The following is a 17,902-nucleotide window of genomic DNA, read 5'->3' on the forward strand; positions in this document are numbered from 1 at the left end:
GGGCTCGTACTCCAGTGGGGGGTCGGGAGGTCCGGGGACTTCGGGGTCTGCGGTGGTGCCGGATGCGGCCGCGGCGGCGGGGTGCGCGCCCGCGGCCGGCGGGGCTCAGCCCGCGAACCAGCGCACCGGCCTGGGGGCGAGGTTCTGGTAGACGTGCTTGGTCTCGCGGTACTCGGCGAGCCCGGCGGGGCCGAGTTCGCGGCCGACGCCGCTCTTGCCGAAGCCGCCCCACTCCGCCTGCGGGAGGTAGGGGTGGAAGTCGTTGATCCAGACGGTGCCGTGGCGCAGCCGGCCGGCCACGCGCCGGGCACGGCCCGCGTCGGCGGTCCACACGGCGCCCGCGAGCCCGTACTCGGTGTCGTTGGCGAGCGCGACCGCCTCGTGCTCGGTGCGGAAGGTCTCGACGGTGAGGACGGGGCCGAAGACCTCCTCCCGGACGACCTTCATCTGGCGGGTGCAGTGGTCGAGGACGGTCGGCTCGTAGAAGTAGCCGGTGGCGGGCCGGGTCTCCGCGGGCTCGGGCCGTTTGCCGCCGCAGCGCGGTACCGCGCCCTCGGCGAGCGCGGAGGCGACGTACGCCTCGATCCTGGCGCGCTGCTGCTCGGAGACGAGCGGACCGCACTCGACGCCGGGCGCGGTGCCGCGGCCCAGGCGGATCTTCCGGGCGCGGCGGGCGAGTTCGGTGACGAAGCGTTCCCGGACCGGTTCCTCGACGATGAGCCGGGCGCCCGCGGAGCAGACCTGGCCGCTGTGCAGGAAGGCCGCGTTCAGGGCCTGGTCGGCGGCGGTGTCGAAGCCCTCGTCGGTCGCGCAGGCGTCGGCGAAGACGATGTTGGGGTTCTTGCCGCCGAGTTCGAGGGCGACCTTCTTGACCGTGCCGGCCGCGGCCCGGGCCACCTTCGCCCCGCTGACCAGGCCGCCGGTGAAGGAGACCAGGCCCACGTCGGGGTGTTCGGCGAGCCGGGCGCCCACGGTGTGGCCGGGGCCGGTGACGATGTTGGCCACGCCCGCGGGCAGGCCCGCCTCGACGAGCAGGTCGATCAGTGCGACGGTGGTCAGCGGGGTGATCTCGCTCGGCTTGACGACGAAGGTGTTTCCGGCGGCGAGCGCCGGGGCGATCTTCCAACTGGCCTGGAGCAGGGGGTAGTTCCAGGGCGTGATCAGTGCGCAGACGCCGACCGGCTCGTGCACGACGACGCTGTGCACGTCGGGCGTGCCCGCGTCCACGACCCGGCCGGGGGCTTCCGCGGCGACGAGTCCGGCGAAGTAGCGGAAGGCGTCGGCGACGCAGTCGACGTCGACGCGGCCCTCCTCCACGGTCTTGCCGGTGTCCCGGCTCTCCAGCAGGCCGAGTTCCTCCCGGTCGCGCACCAGGAGGTCGGCCACCCGGCGCAGCAGGGCGGCGCGCTCGGCGACCGGTGTGCGCGGCCACGCGCCCTCGCCGCCGTCGAAGGCGCGGCGGGCGGCCTCGACGGCCACGTCCGCGTCCTTCTCGTCACCCTCCGCGACCACGGCGAACGGAGCCGCGTCCGCGGGGTCGAGGATCTCGCGTGTCGCGCCGCCGATCGCCTCGCGCCACTCCCCGCCCGCGTGGATGGTGCCGCGCGCACCGCGTCCCGTACTGTCCGCCATGATCGGTACTGCCTTCCGCTCCTGCTCAGTTGCCCTGTGTCACGTCGTGTCATCCACAGGGAGAGTGAGCGGGCACCTGCCCCCTTCCTCTAGGTCCATGCCCTACCGGCGACCGGAAGTGTTCCGCGTCACGGAACTTGGGGACATTGCTGGACACAAAGGACGACGTGCGGGTGTCCGGAGCGGCGGTGGATCAGTGTGCGCAGGTGGCGGAGGACGGACAGAACCAGTCCAGGGCCGCGCTGAGGACCTCCTGCTCGTCGTCGCGGCCGTCGGATTCGGGGCCGTAGGAGGCGAGCGCGTACAGCCTGCCGTCGGCGGCCCGGAAGCGTTCGTCCACGACGTGCCAGGTGCCGATGTCCGGTTCGCCCCTGAGGGAGTCGGCCAGGTACTCCAGCCGGGAGCCGGTGAAGTCGCCGCTGTCCAGGTTGACCCGGGACAGCGTCCGGAAGCCCCGGGGCTTGGGCACGTCCGCGGACAGGTACTGGTCGAACGACTCGTCCGGGGAGGACTCCTGCACCTCGTACACCTGGAGCCGGTGACGGCCCGTGGAATCACGGTAGTTGACGATGTCCATCCCGTACTGGGAGCTCACGGTGGACCGCTGGTGCTGCCAGCCGTCGGGCACGGCGATGCGGAAGCCCTCCGGGTCGTCGTAGGCGGTGTAGCCGGCCGGCGGCTCGTCGGCCGACGAGGACGGGGACGGGGTTTCGGTGTCCGGCTCCGGTGGGGCGTACGTCGTCGGGGGCGGTTCGGTCGTGGCCGGCGTGCCGCTCGCCGTGGCGGCGCCCCGATCGTCGCCGTGCCCTTTGCCACCGGGACCGAGGGTCACCACCAGGGCCACGGCGACACCGACGGCGGCGGACGCGCCGATCACCGCCCAGACGGTGCGCCGGCTGTGGCCGCCGGGCACGGCCGGCGGCGCGGGCGGGGCCGCCACGGGCCACGCGCCGGCGGGCGCGTCGGGATCCCGGACCTCACCCGGCGGCGGCGCCGGCGCATGGCCCGGTCGGGCGGGCGGCGGCGGGGTCGCCCGCGCCACGTCCCGCACGCCGTCCTCCCAGCGCTGGGTCTCCTCGTTCCAGTGCCGCCCGCCCCCGTTGGCCACGGTGTTCTCCTCTCACATCCCGAGCAGGCCGGCCACCGTCCCGGCCGACGCGAGCAGGGTCAGCACCGACTGGGCGTCGGTGAGCAGTTCGCGCAGCCGCTGCCGTCCGCTCGCCCCGGCGGTGCCGGTGCGGGTGATCTCGTCCTCGGTGTCGGCCAGCGTGGCGTCCAGGTCCCGGGTCTGGTCGGTGCTCCGCAGGCGCCGCAGATCGGCGCGCAGCTCTCGTACGGCCTGGAGCAGTTCCTCGTCGGCCGGGTCGCGCGGGGCCGTGTGGTGGTGGCTCTCGGCATGCGCGTGGCTGCCGATGGCGAAGGTGCTGTGCGAGACGTCGCCGATGCTGACGCCCGGCTCATCCGCGGTGGTCATCGCTGCCGGGTCCCTTCTGTCCGGTCACGGACCGTCGGTGGTCGGGGAGGTGGTGGTCGGGGGGTACGCGCCGTCGTCCGTGGCGGAGGTCGCCCGGGCGTGCGCGCCGATCGCGAACGTGCTGCGCGCGACCGAGTCGATGTGCACACCGCCGTTGCTGATGTTGACGACCTTCTGGACGAACTCGCCCGTCCGGTAGCCGTGTTCGGTCAGGGCCGTGCGGACGCCGTGCGCGATGCGGTCCTGGATGCTGCGCAGGTAGCGGTCGACGTCCATCTGCTGGAACAGCGAGCGGGAACGGGCCGCGCCCAGCTCCCGTACGGACACGGCCGGGCCCTCGGGCAGGGCGTTGCCGTAGCCGCCGGTGAGCAGCTGCCAGCCGTGGCCGGCGGCCTGGAACAGGGTGAGCAGGGAGCGGACCGCCGAGACGGGGACCTGCCCGGCGGCCCAGGTCGCCCTGCCGAACGCGCTGTTGGTGCGCAGCTGATGGGCCGTCCGGTCGGCGTCCTTGAAGTCCTCCCGGACCGGCATCAGCACATGCGGGGCGATCTCCAGCATCAGCATCCGCCCCTGGGTGTGGATGCGCACGTAGACGGTGACGACCAGTTCCTCCTCCCAGCCGCCGACCCGCACTCGCAGGAAGTGCCGCCGTTTCTCGGCGCCCTCCTCCACGGCCCGGTCCCGGTGCGCCTCGAAGGCCTCCGGGCCGTACGGGGCGTCCTCCCGGCGGGTCATGCCCTCGGCGGGCAGGAACACGCACTCGTCCAGCTCCAGCCAGCGCAGCCGGTCGCGGACCGCGTGCCCCGCGTACCGCGGGGGCAGCCGCAGGCCCTCCAGGAGCGACCGGACGGTGTCCAGGACCGTGCGGTTGCTCAGCGGGAGCGGTTTCTTCCCCTCGGCGGGGCGCATCTCGACGGCGAGCACCCAGGTGTCGTGGGCCTTGCCCGCGCCGCAGAACGGGCGCGACTCGCGGTACATGACCAGCGGGGCGTGCTGTTCCAGCCGGATGCGCTCCTTCAGCCGCTGGAAGCGCGGGCTCTCCGCCCGCTCCGCCGGGTCGGAGGCGGCGTCCGGGAAGCGCTCCGGGGCCAGTTCGCCGCCCAGGGCGCGAGCGAACTGGCTGCGCTGCACGCCCGCGCACACGGCGACGGCCAGGAACAGCACGAGCGCCAGCCAGGCCTGAAGCGCGCCGATCGTAGCGTGGCCGCCGAGCAGGCCGGCCAGTCCGGGCAGCAGGCTCAGCAGGAAACCCTTCGGGCCGTCGACGTAGCCGTAGCGGGCGGCCTCGGCTTCCTCCTTGCTGGAGAACGCGGCGACCACCGTGGCGATCAGGAGGACCCCGAACACCAGGCGGCCCAGCCAGCGCATGGCGAGCGCCGCCGCCTTGCGTCCCGCCGGCTCGCGCGGGTCGTCGCCGCGGACGGCCACGCCCGTCGCCAGCAGCAGGCCGGGCAGCAGGTAGACGGCCATCGCTCCGCCGGTCAGCGGCCACCCCACGATCCACAGGCCCACGATCGCCGCGGCCCAGCCCACCTCCACGCGGCGGGCGCGCAGGGCGTGGGCCAGGACGCGCGCCGCGTCGAAGCCGAGGGAGGGGGCCACGATCCGCTGTTCGTTGAGGTGCAGTTCCTCGATGACGCGGTCCCGGAAGGCGGCGTCCAGATAAGTCCCCGCGCACAGCAGCCGGGTGGCCTCGCTCGCGTGCGGCGGCACGGGCGGGGGCACGTCCGGGGGCGTCGGCTGCGGTTGCTGCGGCACGGATGCGGTGCTCACGCGACTCCCCCGAGTGTGAACGGTCCTCAGTGCTACGGAACTGATGAACTATCAGCATAGGGGCGCGGAAAGCCGCGAGGGAAGCGGTTTGTCAAGAGGACACCACGGTGACACGAGCCACACAGCGGCCGTCTCCTTCGCTCCCGACCGGGCGGCACGAACGCGCGGGCCCCGCTCCGGCCGGAACCGGAACGGGGCCTCGCGGACAGGCGTGGTGGCTCAGATGAGGCCGAGCGAGCGGACCGCCTCGCGCTCCTCCGCCAGCTCCTTGACGGAGGCGTCGATGCGGGTGCGGGAGAAGTCGTTGACCTCCAGGCCCTGGACGATCTCGTACGAGCCGTCCTTGCAGGTGACCGGGAAGGAGGAGATCAGGCCCTCGGGGACGCCGTAGGAGCCGTCCGACGGGATGCCCATGGAGGCCCAGTCGCCGTCGGCGGTGCCGTTGACCCAGGTGTGGACGTGGTCGATGGCGGCGTTGGCGGCGGAGGCGGCCGAGGAGGCGCCGCGGGCCTCGATGATGGCCGCGCCGCGCTTGGCGACGGTCGGGATGAAGTCGTCGGCCAGCCACTTCTCGTCGTTCACGACCTCGGCGGCGTTCTTGCCGGCGATCGACGCGTGGAAGATGTCCGGGTACTGGGTCGCGGAGTGGTTGCCCCAGATGGTGAGGCGCTTGATCTCGGCGACCGTCGAGCCCGTCTTCTTGGCGAGCTGGGTCAGCGCGCGGTTGTGGTCCAGACGGGTCATCGCGGTGAAGCGCTCCGCCGGCACGTCCGGCGCGGCGGCCTGGGCGATCAGCGCGTTGGTGTTCGCGGGGTTGCCGACGACCAGGACCTTGATGTCGTCCGCGGCGTGGTCGTTGATGGCCTTGCCCTGCGGCTTGAAGATGCCGCCGTTGGCCTCGAGGAGGTCACCCCGCTCCATGCCCTTGGTGCGCGGGCGGGCACCGACGAGGAGGGCGACGTTGGCACCGTCGAAGGCGATGTTCGGGTCGTCGCTGATGTCGATGCCCTGAAGGAGCGGGAACGCGCAGTCGTCGAGCTCCATGGCCGTGCCCTCGGCGGCCTTCAGCGCCGGCGTGATCTCCAGGAGACGCAGCTTGACCGGCACGTCCGCGCCGAGCAGCTGGCCGGAGGCGATGCGGAAGAGCAGGGCGTAACCGATCTGGCCGGCCGCGCCGGTGACGGTGACGTTCACGGGAGTGCGGGTCATGGCGTTCTCCGTATGACAGCAGGCGGTGGGGCGTCCCTGCCCCGGGGTGCGGGATCCCGCCGCCGGCCGCTGACCGGCGGCGCCGCGATGACCGATCACTAACGGATGATCGATCTCTTGGCGTCAAGAGAGATCCGGCCGTCAGGCTATCGCCTCTCCGGGATCCCGGTGGGCCGGGCCCCTGTGGCCCGGCCCACAGAGCGACCCGTCGACGTGGGAGAGGCGGCCGCCCGTCCGGGAGAGGAGGGACGAGGGCGGCCGCCGTGTGGGGGTTGCCGGAGAACCGGACTCCCGTGGGGGTACTGTCCGCGTGCCCGGTTCGGCGGCCCCCACACCTGTCCCGCGCCACTTGTCATCCGGACGGGCCTGGAGCGCTGCTCCCCGGTCTCACTGACTGGTGCACCCCGTCTGTCCCGACGCCAGCGTCGCGCACGCCTTGGCCTGCGTCGCGTCCCGCACCGCGACCATGGGCGTGTACGCGATCGTCTCGCCGGCCGCCGCGAGGGTGCCGCGCTCCGTGCGCGCACCGACCGTGACCCGGACCTCGTCGCCCTGGACGGCCTGGGTGATACGGGCCCAGGCGGCACCGCAGGTCTTGCTGTAGCGGACCTCCACCAGGGTCGTGCCGACGGTGACGCTCTCGACCGTGCTCACCAGGTTGCCGCTGCACCCCATGGCCTCGGCGTCCTTGCCGGTGCAGCCGTCCGCGACGCACTTGACACCGGGCGGCAGGCTGACGTCGGCGGACGGGGAGGGCGACTTGGGCGCTTCCGCGGCCTTCTTGTCGTCCCCGCCTCCGGTGAGGAAGAGGACCGCGCCGATCACGGCCAGGGCGCTGGCCGCGCCCGCGAGGAACATCATCACCTGCCGCTTGCGCGCCCCGCCGGAGGATGCGGGACGGGGGGACCGCGGAGGCTCGCCGTGCGTGCCCTGGGCGCCCTGGGTGTACGTGCGGCCGGGGTCGCCCTGGGCGTACGGGCCGGTGGAAGCCGCGGGGTGCGGACCCGAAGTTCCGGCAGCCGGCACGGCGCCGTCGGCCGGGGACGCCGTGGTGCCGGGGGCGCGTCCACCCGTCCGGGACGGTCCCCGGTAACCGGCCAGCCCCCAGGAGTTGCCGCCCGACGCCTCGGAACCGGAACCCGATCCGGTGGCGGAGTCGGGGCGGGCGTCGGAGGCGGGGTCGGGGTCCGGGCCGGGGCCGGGCGCGGCGGGTGTGGGTGCGGCGGCCGGGAGGACAGCCGTTCCCGAGACGCCCTCCGAGGCCGGCGACGCCTTCCTCGCCGCGCCCTCACGGGCGTCGGCGTCGGACGCCGTCGGCTGCACCGGCACCGCGGGGGACGCGCCCGCCGGGCCCGCGCTCCCCGGGGCCGCCGTGGCGGTGCCGTTCTTGCGGACCGCCGTGCCCCCGCCCGCCTCGGCGCCGGGTGCCGCCGCGCCGAACTCCCCCAATGCGGCGCGCGCCTGGGCTATCCGGATGGCCTCCATGGTCCGGTCGTGGCGCATCTCCGCACGGCTCCAGGCCCGTTCGGCCAGCTCCCACATGGTCGTGAGGTGGACCGGATTGGTGCCGGTGACCTCGGCGAGTGCCACGACCGCGCCCTTGGGCGCGAGGAGCCGTCCGTTGAGATAGCGCTCCCAGGACGTCTTGCTGTAGCCCGTGCGATCGGCCAGTGCGGCGATGCTCAGGCCGCCGCGGTCCACGAGCCTGCGCAACTGGCTCGCGAACTCCCTTATCTGTGGATCGAGTTCATCGGGCAAGGCCTTCCAACGAGGCATCGCTTCCCCTTCCCCCCGGTACGTGCTGGTTGTTCCCCGCGCATGACGTCCTGTGCCGAGTCCGTTCCCTCGGTCGTCGGTGTACTTCAGTGTTCTCGGTTCTCGGTTCTCGGTTCTCGCTACCCACAGGAGTGCGCCCCGCCAGGATCTCAGGTCCCGCGTCAGGGGCGCACGGAAGCATTCGAACCGAAGCGTGCGCCGGTGCGCCGGCTGCCCACGCTAGCCCGACGGGCGGGAGGCCTCACCCACGCGGCGGGTTCTGTCGACACATCGGCACATCCCGGATCCCGGCGTGACCTCGTGCGTCGCAGAGGTCCCCGGCCCACCCGGCGGGGCCGGGTCAGGTCCTGTGGCAGAGCGCGGACACCGTAGCGGAACGGTCACTTCCGTGCCACAGCGCACGGACAGGCGTTGAACAGCCCGTTCACGGTGCAGGAGGGTTGGTCCCGGCGGCGGCCCGTCCTGACTCGGGGGAGAGGATGGGCCGCCACCGCGAACGCCGGACGGCGAGCGCTGCGAGCGGAAAGGCGAGCCGGTGAACCTTTCCGGTCCCAGCGCTAGCCGTTGCGGACCGTGAAGTGCAGCGCGTCGTCCAGGAACGGAATCTCCAGCCAGGGCCTGGGCTGGGCCATCAGCGCCAGCAGGACGATGACGCAGCCCAGCAGGCCGTAGGTGACGATGTCCGTGAAGCGGGAGCGGACCGCGAGCATGCCGACCCGGGGCAGGAACCAGCGCAGCCCGGCCCCGCCGAGCAGCGCGAGCCCGATCAGCAGCAGCCCGACCCTGAAGGCGTCGAAGGCGGTCACCAGCAGCCCGAGCCCCACCGTGCCCAGCACGGCCAGCAGCGGCCACTGCCGGGCGGGCGCCGGGGCGCCGCCGGGCGCGGCCCGGCCGCCGCCCTCCGGCCGCGCGGTGTCCCGCGTCAGCATCGGAAAGCGGCGTGTGTCCCGGCGCGGCTTCCCCGCGGCGGCCGGCACGCCGGCCGCGTCCCGTACCTCTGTCTCCGGCTCCGCGGGAGACGGCTCCCGCCCGGTGCCCTCCACCTCAGCCGACACTGCGCTCCGCCGCCTCGACCACGTTCACCAGCAGCTGGGCCCGGGTCATCGGGCCGACTCCGCCGGGGTTCGGGGACAGCCAGCCGGCCACCTGGGCCACGTCCGGGTGGACGTCGCCGACGATCTTTCCCTCGGCGTTGCGGGAGACACCGACGTCGAGGACGGCCGCGCCGGGCTTGACGTCCTCCGCGCGGATCAGGTGCGGGGAGCCGGCCGCGGCGACGATGATGTCAGCTTGGCGCAGGTGCGCGGACAGGTCGCGGGTGCCGGTGTGGCACTGGGTCACCGTCGCGTTCTCGCTGCGCCGGGTCAGCAGCAGCGGCATCGGCCGGCCGATGGTCACGCCGCGGCCGACGACCACGACCTCGGCGCCCTTGATCTCCACGCCGTGGCGGCGCAGCAGCGTCAGCACGCCGTTGGGGGTGCAGGGCAGCGGGGCGGGCTCGTTGAGGACGAGCCGGCCGAGGTTCATCGGGTGCAGGCCGTCCGCGTCCTTGTCCGGGTCCATCAGCTCCAGGACGCGGTTCTCGTCGATGCCCTTGGGCAGGGGCAGCTGGACGATGTAGCCGGTGCAGGCGGGGTCCTCGTTCAGCTCCCGGACGACCGCCTCGATCTCGTCCTGGGTCGCCGTGGCCGGCAGTTCCCGCTGGATGGAGGCGATGCCGACCTGGGCGCAGTCGCGGTGCTTGCCGGCGACGTACTTGCGGCTGCCCGGGTCGTCCCCGACCAGGATCGTGCCGAGTCCGGGCGTGACGCCCTTCTCCTTCAGCGCCGCCACGCGGGCGGTCAGATCGGTTTTGATCTCGGCTGCGGTGGCCTTGCCATCGAGAATCTGGGCGGTCATGTCCTCATCCTCGCGGATGACCGGCTCACGGTTCCAATCCGGGAGGTCCCGCGCCCTCTGTCCGCGCCCGGCGCCCGTGGCCGTCTTGATCGGTGATGTTGCACTTGCACAACACATGCGGAATGCGGCTGGACAAGTAAGTCGCCGGTAAAGAACCATGATGAGCACAGTGCCGCGGGCAGCTCTTCGGGGGGACGGACCGCACTTCTGTGAACTCTCCTCCGTACGGTGCCGCGCGTCCCCGCACCTGATCGACGGAGGAATCAACCGCCATGAGTTACGGCGACTCGAACAACCCCTATGGCGCGCCGCAGCAGCCGCCCCAGCAGCCCGGTTTCGGCTATCCGCAGGGCCAGGCCCCCGGCTACGGCTACCCGCAGGCCCCGCCCGTGCAGCAACCGTACGGCGCACCGGTGCCGCAGACGATGCCGGGCACCGTGAAGGCGGCCCGCGTGCTGCTGTTCGTGCTCGGTGGTCTTCAGGCGCTGGGCGGCGTGGTGATGATGGTGGCGAGCAGCTGGTTCGCCGACAAGATCCAGGAAGTCGTCTCCGCCGACGACAACGTCTCCGCCGCGGACGCGGACAAGGCGGCCAGCATCGGCGCGGGCGTCATGATCGTCCTCGGTGTCCTCGTGCTGGCGTTCGCGTTCTGGGCGATCTTCACCGCCGTGAAGGTCCCCGCCGGGCGCGGCGGCGTGCGCGTCTCCGCGATCGTGTACAGCTCGTTCGTCATCCTGTTCAGCCTGCTGAGCCTGGTGGGCGGGAACGTCCTGGCACTGCTCAGCCTCGCCATGGGCATTCTGATCATCGTCTTCTGCGCCAACAAGGCCGGCGGCGCCTGGTTCAACCGCCCCAACTACTGAACAGTTCGCGCCATTTGCTCCGAGGGCCGTGTCGGAACCACACAAAGCGGGACACGGCCCTGGCGCGTCGCCCCCGTGTGGATTCCGTAGCCGTCAGGCACGGGGAGACGCACCTCGTACTGCGTCATCGTGCTACCTCCGCCGACCGCGGGGGACGAGCGGCACGGCGCCCAGTTCCGGCTCGCGCCCTGCGAGCGCCTCGCCTCCGGGCGCTCCGCCCCCTGACAACGACCTGGTGATCGCGCACGACGGGGTGTCCCGCCGCGCCGGTGAGATCACCGCGCACGGGGCGTTCCGGCTGTTGAGCAACCTCTCCGCCCGCCACACCTATGCCGTGGAGAACCCGGAGGGCGCCGGCGAGCACATCAAGGTCGCACCGGGGCGGCTGGACGCGCCTGGTCCCTTCGAGTTCTCCCGGATCGTGCTGCCCGTGGCCGGGGACCTGCTGCCCATCGAGGTGTGGGCGCCACGGCACGACTGCCTGAGCGGCACGGGCGCCACCGACGGCGAACCCACCGCGCCCGCCTTCTCCGTGGACCGCAGCGAACGCTGCTTCGCGGTGCCCGCCGCCCTGCGGGCAGCACCACGGCGGCCCGCACCCCACCCGCTGGGTCTACCCAGGCGGACAACGGGGCCCGGGGCTGGATGTGCGGCAACGGCATCGCCTCGGAGACCAACCCGCTGCCCTCGTGCTGGGGTCCGCGTGAACGCGGCCTCCGGCTCTCTCCGCGAGAGAGCCGGAGGCCGCGGCCGTCAGGGGCGTTCGCCGGTCAGTGGAAGAAGTGGCGGGTCCCGGTGAAGTACATCGTCACGCCCGCCTTCTGCGCGGCCTCGACGACCTGCTCGTCGCGGATCGAGCCGCCCGGCTGGACGATCGCGCGGACGCCGGCGGCCATGAGGATCTCGGGGCCGTCGGGGAACGGGAAGAACGCGTCCGAGGCCGCGTAGGAACCGCGGGCCCGCTCCGCGCCGGCCCGCTCCACCGCCAGCTTGCAGGAGTCGACACGGTTGACCTGGCCCATGCCGACGCCGACCGAGGCGCCGTCCTTGGCGAGCAGGATCGCGTTGGACTTGACCGCCCGGCAGGCACGCCACGCGAAGGCGAGTTCGGCCAGCTCGCCGGCCGGCAGCGCCTCGCCGCTGGCGAGGGTCCAGTTGGCCGGGTCGTCGCCGTCGGCCTGGAGCCGGTCGGTGGCCTGGAGCAGCACGCCGCCGTCGATGTGCTTGGCCTCCACCCGGCCGCACGGTCCGTTCGGGGCCTTCAGCACCCGGATGTTCTTCTTCTTGGCGAGGGCCTCCAGCGCGCCGTCCTCGTAGTCCGGCGCGACGATGACCTCGGTGAAGATCTCGGCGACCTGCTCGGCCATCTCCTTGCTGACCGGGCGGTTGACCGCGATCACCCCGCCGAACGCGGACAGCGGGTCGCAGGCGTGCGCCTTGCGGTGCGCCTCGGCGACGTCGGCGCCGACCGCGATGCCGCACGGGTTGGCGTGCTTGATGATCGCCACGCACGGCTCGTCGTGGTCGTACGCGGCACGGCGGGCGGCGTCCGTGTCCGTGTAGTTGTTGTACGACATCTCCTTGCCGTGCAGCTGCTCGGCCTCGGCGAGTCCGCCGACCGGGCCGCCGGTGTAGAGGGCGGCGGGCTGGTGCGGGTTCTCGCCGTAGCGGAGGGTGTTCTTGCGCGCGTAGGTGGCGCCGAGGAAGTCCGGGAAGGAGGACTCGTCGACGGGCGCGTAGGAGGAGGCGAACCAGGAGGCGACGGCCACGTCGTAGGCGGCCGTGTGCTGGAAGGCCTCGGCGGCCAGGCGCTTGCGGGTGGCGAGGTCGAAGCCGCCGTCCCGCACCGCGGCGAGGACGTCGGCGTAGCGGTCCGGGCTGGTGACCACGGCCACGGACGGGTGGTTCTTGGCGGCGGCGCGCACCATCGAGGGGCCGCCGATGTCGATCTGCTCGACGCACTCGTCGGGCGAGGCGCCGGAGGCGACGGTCTCGCGGAACGGGTAGAGGTTGACCACGACGAGGTCGAAGGGCTCGACACCCAGCTCGCCCAGCTGCCGCCGGTGGTCCTCCAGACGCAGGTCGGCGAGGATGCCGGCGTGCACCTTGGGGTGCAGCGTCTTGACCCGGCCGTCCAGGCACTCGGGGAAGCCGGTGAGGTCCTCGACCTTGGTGACGGGCACGCCGGCCGCGGCGATCCGGCCGGCGGTGGAGCCGGTGGAGACGAGTTCGACGCCCGCCTCGTGCAGCCCGCGCGCGAGCTCCTCCAGGCCGGTCTTGTCGTAGACGCTGACGAGCGCGCGCCGGATGGGCCGCTTGTTCTCGGCGGTCACTGGATAACTACCTTTCGTCCCTCGATGCGATAGCCGTTGCGGGCGAGCCGCCCCACGACCTCGACGAGCAGCCTTCGCTCGACTTCCTTGATGCGCTCGTGCAGCGCGCTCTCGTCGTCCTCGTCCCGGACCTCGACCGCGCCCTGGGCGATGATCGGGCCGGTGTCGACGCCGTCGTCGACGAAGTGGACGGTGCAGCCGGTGACCCTGGCGCCGTACGCGAGCGCGTCCCGCACACCGTGGGCCCCGGGAAAACTGGGCAGCAGGGCGGGGTGCGTGTTGACGAACCGCCCACCGAACCGCGCGAGGAACTCCTTCCCCACGATCTTCATGAACCCGGCGGAGACGACGAGGTCGGGCTCGTGGGCGGCGACGGCCTCGGCCAGCGCCGCGTCCCACTCCTCGCGCGTGCCGTAGTCCTTGACCTTCCGCACGAAGGTCGGCAGCCCGGCGCGCTCGGCGCGCGCCAGCCCCTCGATGCCGTCACGGTCGGCGCCCACGGCGACGATCTCGGCGCCGTAGGCCTCGGCTCCCACGTCGGCGATCGCGTCGAGGAGCGCCTGAAGATTGGTGCCGGATCCGGAGACCAGCACGACGAGGCGCTTGGCCACGGGCTTGGCGGCCACGATGGGGCCCTTTCTCGGGGAAGCTGTTTTGTACGGTCGTACGAATGCTTCGCGCCCCCGGATACGGGGAAGCCTACGAACCGGCCGACCGTCAGCAACGATACCGGCACTTCGGACGGCCCCCATGGGACGGGGGCGTGGTCGGAAGGTAGCGTCTGAGGAGAGCTGGTACGGGAACGCACCGCACGCACCGTGCGTTCACGCGGTGAGAGTCCCCGGACCGTGGGCACCCAGCGCCTTCGGGGGGAACCTCTCCACCGGATCGTCCGTGCCGGAACGGTCGTGCCAGATCAGTCGTGACTCACCAAGGGGAAGACGCTCACTTGATGCCGGACCGCAGCCTGCGACCCCTCACCTCCCCTTCCCAGCCGGCGCAGGGACGGCTGCGCGGTGCCGTGTTGCTGCGGGAGCGCCCGTCCTCGCCTCCGGACGCGTCCTCGGACGGGCGGGACGGCGCCGGACGCGGCAGCGCCACCCCCGACGACAACCCCTTCGCACCGCCCCCGGAGGGCACCCCCGACCGCCCGTGGCAGCCCCGTCCGCAGTCCGGCCGTGACGGGTCGTCCGAGGGCGGATCCGACGGGTCCGGCGAGGGCGGCGGCCAGGCCCCCTGGGGCAGCCAGTGGAGCGACCGCCAGCCCGGCCGCTCCTCCAGCGGATTCGGCGAGCGCCCGCAGCGGCCCGGCGGCCCGCAGAACCCGAGCGGCGGCCCCGGTCCGCGCTGGGACCCCACCGACCCCGCCCAGCGCCGTGCGCGGTACGCCCTGCTGTGCGGCATGTGGGCCTTCTTCTTCGCCCTGTTCAGCTGGCCGTACGTGGCCCTGCTGCTGGGCGCGCTCTCCCTGTACTGGGGGGTCAGCTCGCTGCGCGCCAAGCCGCGCGGGCAGGGCCCGGGCGGACCGGCGCCCGAGGGCCGCCCCCAGACGACGGCCGCGGTCAGCGGCCTGGTCACCGCGTCACTGGCGCTCGCCCTGGTCGCGGTGAACTTCACGGCGCAGCTGGTCTACCGCGACTACTACTCGTGCGTGAACGACGCCCTCACCAACGAGGCCAAGCAGTCCTGCGACCAGCATCTGCCGCCTGAGCTGCGGGGAGTGCTGGGGATCAGCGACTGACGGGGGCGTCCGGCGCGGGGGGCTCCTCCGCGCCGGAGTCCTGTCCGGGTGGTCGTGGCGCGAGGGGTTCGCGCGGGGATTCCCACGGGTCGCGAACGGAAGGTTCCCGCCGGGTGGGCGGGGTCACCTCGTTCCCGTGACCGGGGGCCGGAGGGGGATCCAGCGGTTTCGGCGGCACGGGCGGCCTCACGGTTCCTTCGGGCTTCGCGTTCTTCTCCGCCGCCGCGGCCTCACGCGGCGGCTCCGTCCCTGCCTCCGTCTCCTTCGGCGCGGCCCAGCGGGCCTGCGGCGCTCCGTCGTCCTCGCGCCAGGAGGGGGGTCCCGGCACCGGCGGGTCGAAGAGCAGTACGTCGTACGGCTCGAGGAGGTCGTCGTAGCGATCGGGCACCGGCGTGGGCTGCGGGGCCCGGGGCTTCGGGGCCTTCGCCCGCAGCAGCAGGCCCCACCGGCGCACTCTTCCGCGCATGGCTTCGGCGGGCGAAGGACGCGGCACCGTGACGGTCGCACCCGCCCGGGGTTCGCCGGTCTCCGGCCCGGCCGCGCCGCCCACCGCCACCCGGCCCGAGCGGCAGCGCCATGCCCGCAGCGCCGCGGCCGTCGGCACGGCCGCCGTCACGGTCCACACCAGCGCCGCAGCGCCCACCTGCCACCCGACGGGCCCGAACCGGGCGAGTGCGGAGCCCCCGAGCGGACCGCCGGCCAGTGCCGCGAGCGCCCCGAGAACCGCCGCGCACAGCAGACAGGCCAGCCCGGCACCGGCCACCGTCCGCCGCCACGACCAGGCCCGCACGCCCGCGCGTGCCTCTCCGCCGTCCCGCTCCGCGCCGCCCCGATCCTCCCGCACCGCCGCCCCGGCCACGAACCAGCCCATCGTCAGCCCGGCCGTCACCGGCAGCGACACCGTGACCCAGTTCAGCGCGGTACCGGGGCCGGGGTCCGGAACCGCGGCGAGCAGCGGGAAGGGCGGCAGCAGCGGGGCCGGGGCGGAGGACAGCGGGCCGACGGCATGACCGGCGCCGAGCACGAAGCCGGGTCCGAGGGAGTACGCCGCCGCCCACAGCAGCGCGTTCGGCAGCAGGGCCAGGCACAGCAGCAGCACGGCGAACCGTCCCGACCAGCCCTCGGTCAGCTCCAGGAAAGCCTCCTGGACCGTCCCGGCGTGCACCACCAGCGACACCACGAGCATCAGCGCCCCGCCGCCGGCGAACACCATGGCACCGGCCCCCGCAGCCCGCGCCGCGGCACCCGGGCGCACCTGCGGGCCCGGCCCGAGGAGCAGCCGCCTCACGCCGCCCGGCAGCCGTCGCAACGCCCGCTCCAGGGGTGCGCGGGGGCAGCCGTAGGCCTTCCACACGCCACTACCCGCGGCCGCCGCGGTGACCAGCGGTACGCACGCCGCCGCCCACGCCCACGAGGGCCGCAGCGCACCGCCGTCCGCGTACGCGGCGGCGCCGGATCCGACGGCGAGGTAGCCGAGGACGATGCCCGCCCAGGTGGTGCGGGGTGGGAGGAGCGGCCCGCCGCCGCCCCCGTCGGTCGCGTCCCGGGCCGCCCGGTGCACCAGCAGCGCGGGCAGCGCGATCAGCAGCAGCGGGGTCACGCCGACAGGCGCGGGTACCTCCGTGAGGGTTTCGGTGCGGATCAGTTCGGCGCCGTGCGCCAGCAGCCACAGCGCGGCGGCGACGTGCAGCGCGCCGCCGGGTCCGCTGTCCGGATACGGCGAGCTGATCCACAGCGCGACGACGACCACGGCGAACGAGCCGAGGCCGAGCCCCGCCGCGACCGCACCACCCACGAAGCCGGCTCCCAAGCCGGGTGAGCGGTCCCGCAGGCGGGTGCGAAGGCGTGAGAGCGGTGGACGTCGGCGGGTCGTCTGGATCACGGCTTCCATGCTCCCAACGACACACGCTTTACCGGCGCAACAGGCGAACCTCCGCCGTGTCACTCAATATACGATTATGTTCCTATTCACACCGGGGGACGCATCATGACGAAGAGTCATGCGAACCCGCTGCCATCCCCCACGGAGGGCCGGCGCTCCGGCACGGCCGCCTCCCTGACGCGGGATCAGGCCGCCGACAAGGCGGACACCGCCCTGACACCCGCTCAGGCCTTCGACATCCTGTACGCGTTCTGCGCCCCCGCCCTCGTACGGCAGGCCTATCTGCTCACCGGCCGGCACGAGCGGGCGCGCAAGTCCGTGGAACGGGCCTTCCAACTGGCCTGGCAGCGCTGGCCGGAGGTGGCCCACGACCGGGACCCGGCGGGCTGGGTGCGGGCGGTGGCGTACGAGTGCGCGCTGTCCCCCTGGCACCTCTTCCGCCGGCGCGGTCACGTCCCCGACCCGCCGTCCGACCCCGCGGACCGCGCGCTGCACCGCGCCCTGCTGCTGCTCCCGCCGTCGTACCGCCGCACCCTGGTGCTCTACGACGGTGTCGGCCTCGGCCTGCCCGAGACGGCGGCGGAGACGGAGGCGAGCACCCCGGCCGCGGCGAACCGGCTGATGCACGCGCGCGAGGCGCTCGCCGCGCGCCTGCCGGAGCTGTCCGATCCGGCGGAGCTGCACCGGCGGCTGGTCCGCCTGGCCTCGGCGAAACGCCTCGGGGCGGGCGAGCCGGCGGGCGTGCGCACGGCCGGGGAACGCCGGACCCGGTTCTGGACCCGGTCCGCCATCGCCTTCACCGCCGCCATCATCGGCGCGACGACGCTCACCCTGCGCACCGCCCCCATGCACTACCTGGCCCCGGTGTCCCCGGGGCACTCGGTCCAGGGGCTGCCGGTGCAGGGCATGCTCGGCCCGCTCTCGCCGGAGGCGCTCGCGCTGCGCGCCGAGCTGAGGAAGGAGGCGGCGGGCGGGCCGCAGCGGCTGGCACCGGAACCCAGATGACTCGGCCGGGCCGCCGACCGGCTGGTCCGCTCCCGGAAACGCCGGTGTGCCTGCGCGGATGACGCCGGTGCGCCCCCGCAAACGCCGGTGGGCCCGCCCCCGTCTGGGGGTGGGCCCACCGGACCGGCTCGGAGAGCTCGGCCGCCGAGGGCGGCCGTGTGCAGCCGCCCGGGGCGGCCGGTGCTCAGCTGCCGAGGATGGCGCGAGCCAGCTTGGCCGTCTCGGTCGGGGTCTTGCCGACCTTGACGCCCGCGGCCTCCAGGGCCTCCTTCTTCGCCTGGGCGGTACCGGAGGAACCCGAGACGATGGCGCCCG

At 73.6% G+C, this 17,902-nt stretch carries 14 protein-coding genes and 2 pseudogenes; 4 read left to right on the top strand and 12 right to left on the bottom strand.

Annotated features, from left to right (window positions below; genetic code table 11):
• Positions 1–105: 105 nt before the first annotated feature.
• The 8 genes from ACWC91_RS02860 to ACWC91_RS02895 all read right to left on the bottom strand — a co-directional run bounded on the left by ACWC91_RS02860 (position 106) and on the right by ACWC91_RS02895 (position 9,763).
• Entirely contained in the window at positions 106–1,632 is a 1,527-nt protein-coding gene (locus ACWC91_RS02860; protein WP_450643991.1) for an aldehyde dehydrogenase family protein, read from the bottom strand.
• 193 nt (positions 1,633–1,825) lie between these two features.
• Entirely contained in the window at positions 1,826–2,740 is a 915-nt protein-coding gene (locus tag ACWC91_RS02865) for a hypothetical protein (protein WP_450725768.1), read from the bottom strand.
• 12 nt (positions 2,741–2,752) lie between these two features.
• Complete coding sequence (locus ACWC91_RS02870; protein ID WP_225079001.1) at positions 2,753–3,106, bottom strand: hypothetical protein; 354 nt, start codon at positions 3,104–3,106, stop codon at positions 2,753–2,755.
• 24 nt (positions 3,107–3,130) lie between these two features.
• Positions 3,131–4,879, bottom strand: a complete 1,749-nt coding sequence (locus ACWC91_RS02875; RefSeq protein WP_225079002.1) for a hypothetical protein — start codon at positions 4,877–4,879, stop codon at positions 3,131–3,133.
• Between the two features lie 219 nt (positions 4,880–5,098).
• Positions 5,099–6,088, bottom strand: coding sequence for a malate dehydrogenase (locus ACWC91_RS02880; protein ID WP_450644583.1), 990 nt, complete (start codon positions 6,086–6,088; stop codon positions 5,099–5,101).
• 387 nt (positions 6,089–6,475) lie between these two features.
• On the bottom strand, positions 6,476–7,864 hold the full coding sequence (locus ACWC91_RS02885) for a helix-turn-helix domain-containing protein (RefSeq protein WP_450644581.1): 1,389 nt from the start codon (positions 7,862–7,864) through the stop codon (positions 6,476–6,478).
• A 557-nt stretch (positions 7,865–8,421) separates the two neighbouring features.
• Positions 8,422–8,919, bottom strand: a complete 498-nt coding sequence (locus ACWC91_RS02890) for a DUF3017 domain-containing protein (RefSeq protein WP_172632876.1) — start codon at positions 8,917–8,919, stop codon at positions 8,422–8,424.
• Positions 8,909–9,763, bottom strand: coding sequence for a bifunctional methylenetetrahydrofolate dehydrogenase/methenyltetrahydrofolate cyclohydrolase (locus tag ACWC91_RS02895; RefSeq protein WP_225079005.1), 855 nt, complete (start codon positions 9,761–9,763; stop codon positions 8,909–8,911). Before ACWC91_RS02895 ends, ACWC91_RS02890 begins: the two co-directional genes overlap by 11 nt.
• A gap of 272 nt (positions 9,764–10,035) precedes the next feature.
• Between ACWC91_RS02895 and ACWC91_RS02900 the strand changes: the two genes are divergently transcribed.
• Entirely contained in the window at positions 10,036–10,626 is a 591-nt protein-coding gene (locus ACWC91_RS02900; RefSeq protein ID WP_450644578.1) for a hypothetical protein, read from the top strand.
• Between the two features lie 126 nt (positions 10,627–10,752).
• Positions 10,753–11,230: pseudogene (locus tag ACWC91_RS02905) on the top strand (FHA domain-containing protein); the annotation flags it as partial.
• Between the two features lie 166 nt (positions 11,231–11,396).
• Here ACWC91_RS02905 and purH read toward each other — a convergent pair.
• Both purH and purN read right to left on the bottom strand, forming a co-directional pair.
• On the bottom strand, positions 11,397–12,959 hold the full coding sequence (purH, locus tag ACWC91_RS02910) for a bifunctional phosphoribosylaminoimidazolecarboxamide formyltransferase/IMP cyclohydrolase (protein WP_225079007.1): 1,563 nt from the start codon (positions 12,957–12,959) through the stop codon (positions 11,397–11,399).
• A complete protein-coding gene (purN, locus tag ACWC91_RS02915; RefSeq protein WP_225079008.1) occupies positions 12,956–13,585 on the bottom strand; it encodes a phosphoribosylglycinamide formyltransferase in 630 nt (209 codons plus the stop codon). The genes purH and purN overlap by 4 nt, the downstream gene beginning before the upstream one ends.
• 326 nt (positions 13,586–13,911) lie before the next feature.
• Between purN and ACWC91_RS02920 the strand changes: the two genes are divergently transcribed.
• Positions 13,912–14,700 carry a hypothetical protein gene (locus ACWC91_RS02920; RefSeq protein WP_225079009.1) on the top strand — a complete coding sequence of 263 codons (789 nt, stop codon included), beginning with the start codon at positions 13,912–13,914 and terminating at the stop codon, positions 14,698–14,700.
• Here ACWC91_RS02920 and ACWC91_RS02925 read toward each other — a convergent pair.
• On the bottom strand, positions 14,690–16,591 hold the full coding sequence (locus ACWC91_RS02925; protein ID WP_281157214.1) for a cell division protein PerM: 1,902 nt from the start codon (positions 16,589–16,591) through the stop codon (positions 14,690–14,692). The two genes, ACWC91_RS02920 and ACWC91_RS02925, sit on opposite strands and share 11 nt — an antisense overlap.
• Before the next feature lie 96 nt (positions 16,592–16,687).
• Between ACWC91_RS02925 and ACWC91_RS02930 the strand changes: the two genes are divergently transcribed.
• Positions 16,688–17,587 (top strand): sigma factor-like helix-turn-helix DNA-binding protein, encoded by a 900-nt coding sequence (locus tag ACWC91_RS02930; RefSeq protein WP_281157212.1) that lies wholly within the window; start codon positions 16,688–16,690, stop codon positions 17,585–17,587.
• Positions 17,588–17,771: 184 nt separating this feature from the next.
• On the opposite strand, the pseudogene ACWC91_RS02935 reads toward ACWC91_RS02930, so the two are convergent.
• Positions 17,772–17,902 (bottom strand): annotated as a pseudogene (locus ACWC91_RS02935) (succinate--CoA ligase subunit alpha); the annotation flags it as partial.

Source organism: Streptomyces sp. NPDC001204, assembly GCF_053598035.1.

What these genes read in the sequence shown, in the direction of transcription:
- ACWC91_RS02880 (WP_450644583.1), bottom strand. Translation starts at nt 6,088, where the DNA reads ATGACCCGCACTCCCGTGAACGTCACCGTCACCGGCGCGGCCGGCCAG.
- ACWC91_RS02870 (WP_225079001.1), bottom strand. Translation starts at nt 3,106, where the DNA reads ATGACCACCGCGGATGAGCCGGGCGTCAGCATCGGCGACGTCTCGCAC.
- ACWC91_RS02900 (WP_450644578.1), top strand. Translation starts at nt 10,036, where the DNA reads ATGAGTTACGGCGACTCGAACAACCCCTATGGCGCGCCGCAGCAGCCG.
- ACWC91_RS02860 (WP_450643991.1), bottom strand. Translation starts at nt 1,632, where the DNA reads ATGGCGGACAGTACGGGACGCGGTGCGCGCGGCACCATCCACGCGGGC.
- ACWC91_RS02895 (WP_225079005.1), bottom strand. Translation starts at nt 9,763, where the DNA reads ATGACCGCCCAGATTCTCGATGGCAAGGCCACCGCAGCCGAGATCAAA.
- ACWC91_RS02920 (WP_225079009.1), top strand. Translation starts at nt 13,912, where the DNA reads ATGCCGGACCGCAGCCTGCGACCCCTCACCTCCCCTTCCCAGCCGGCG.
- ACWC91_RS02885 (WP_450644581.1), bottom strand. Translation starts at nt 7,864, where the DNA reads ATGCCTCGTTGGAAGGCCTTGCCCGATGAACTCGATCCACAGATAAGG.
- ACWC91_RS02930 (WP_281157212.1), top strand. Translation starts at nt 16,688, where the DNA reads ATGACGAAGAGTCATGCGAACCCGCTGCCATCCCCCACGGAGGGCCGG.
- ACWC91_RS02925 (WP_281157214.1), bottom strand. Translation starts at nt 16,591, where the DNA reads ATGGAAGCCGTGATCCAGACGACCCGCCGACGTCCACCGCTCTCACGC.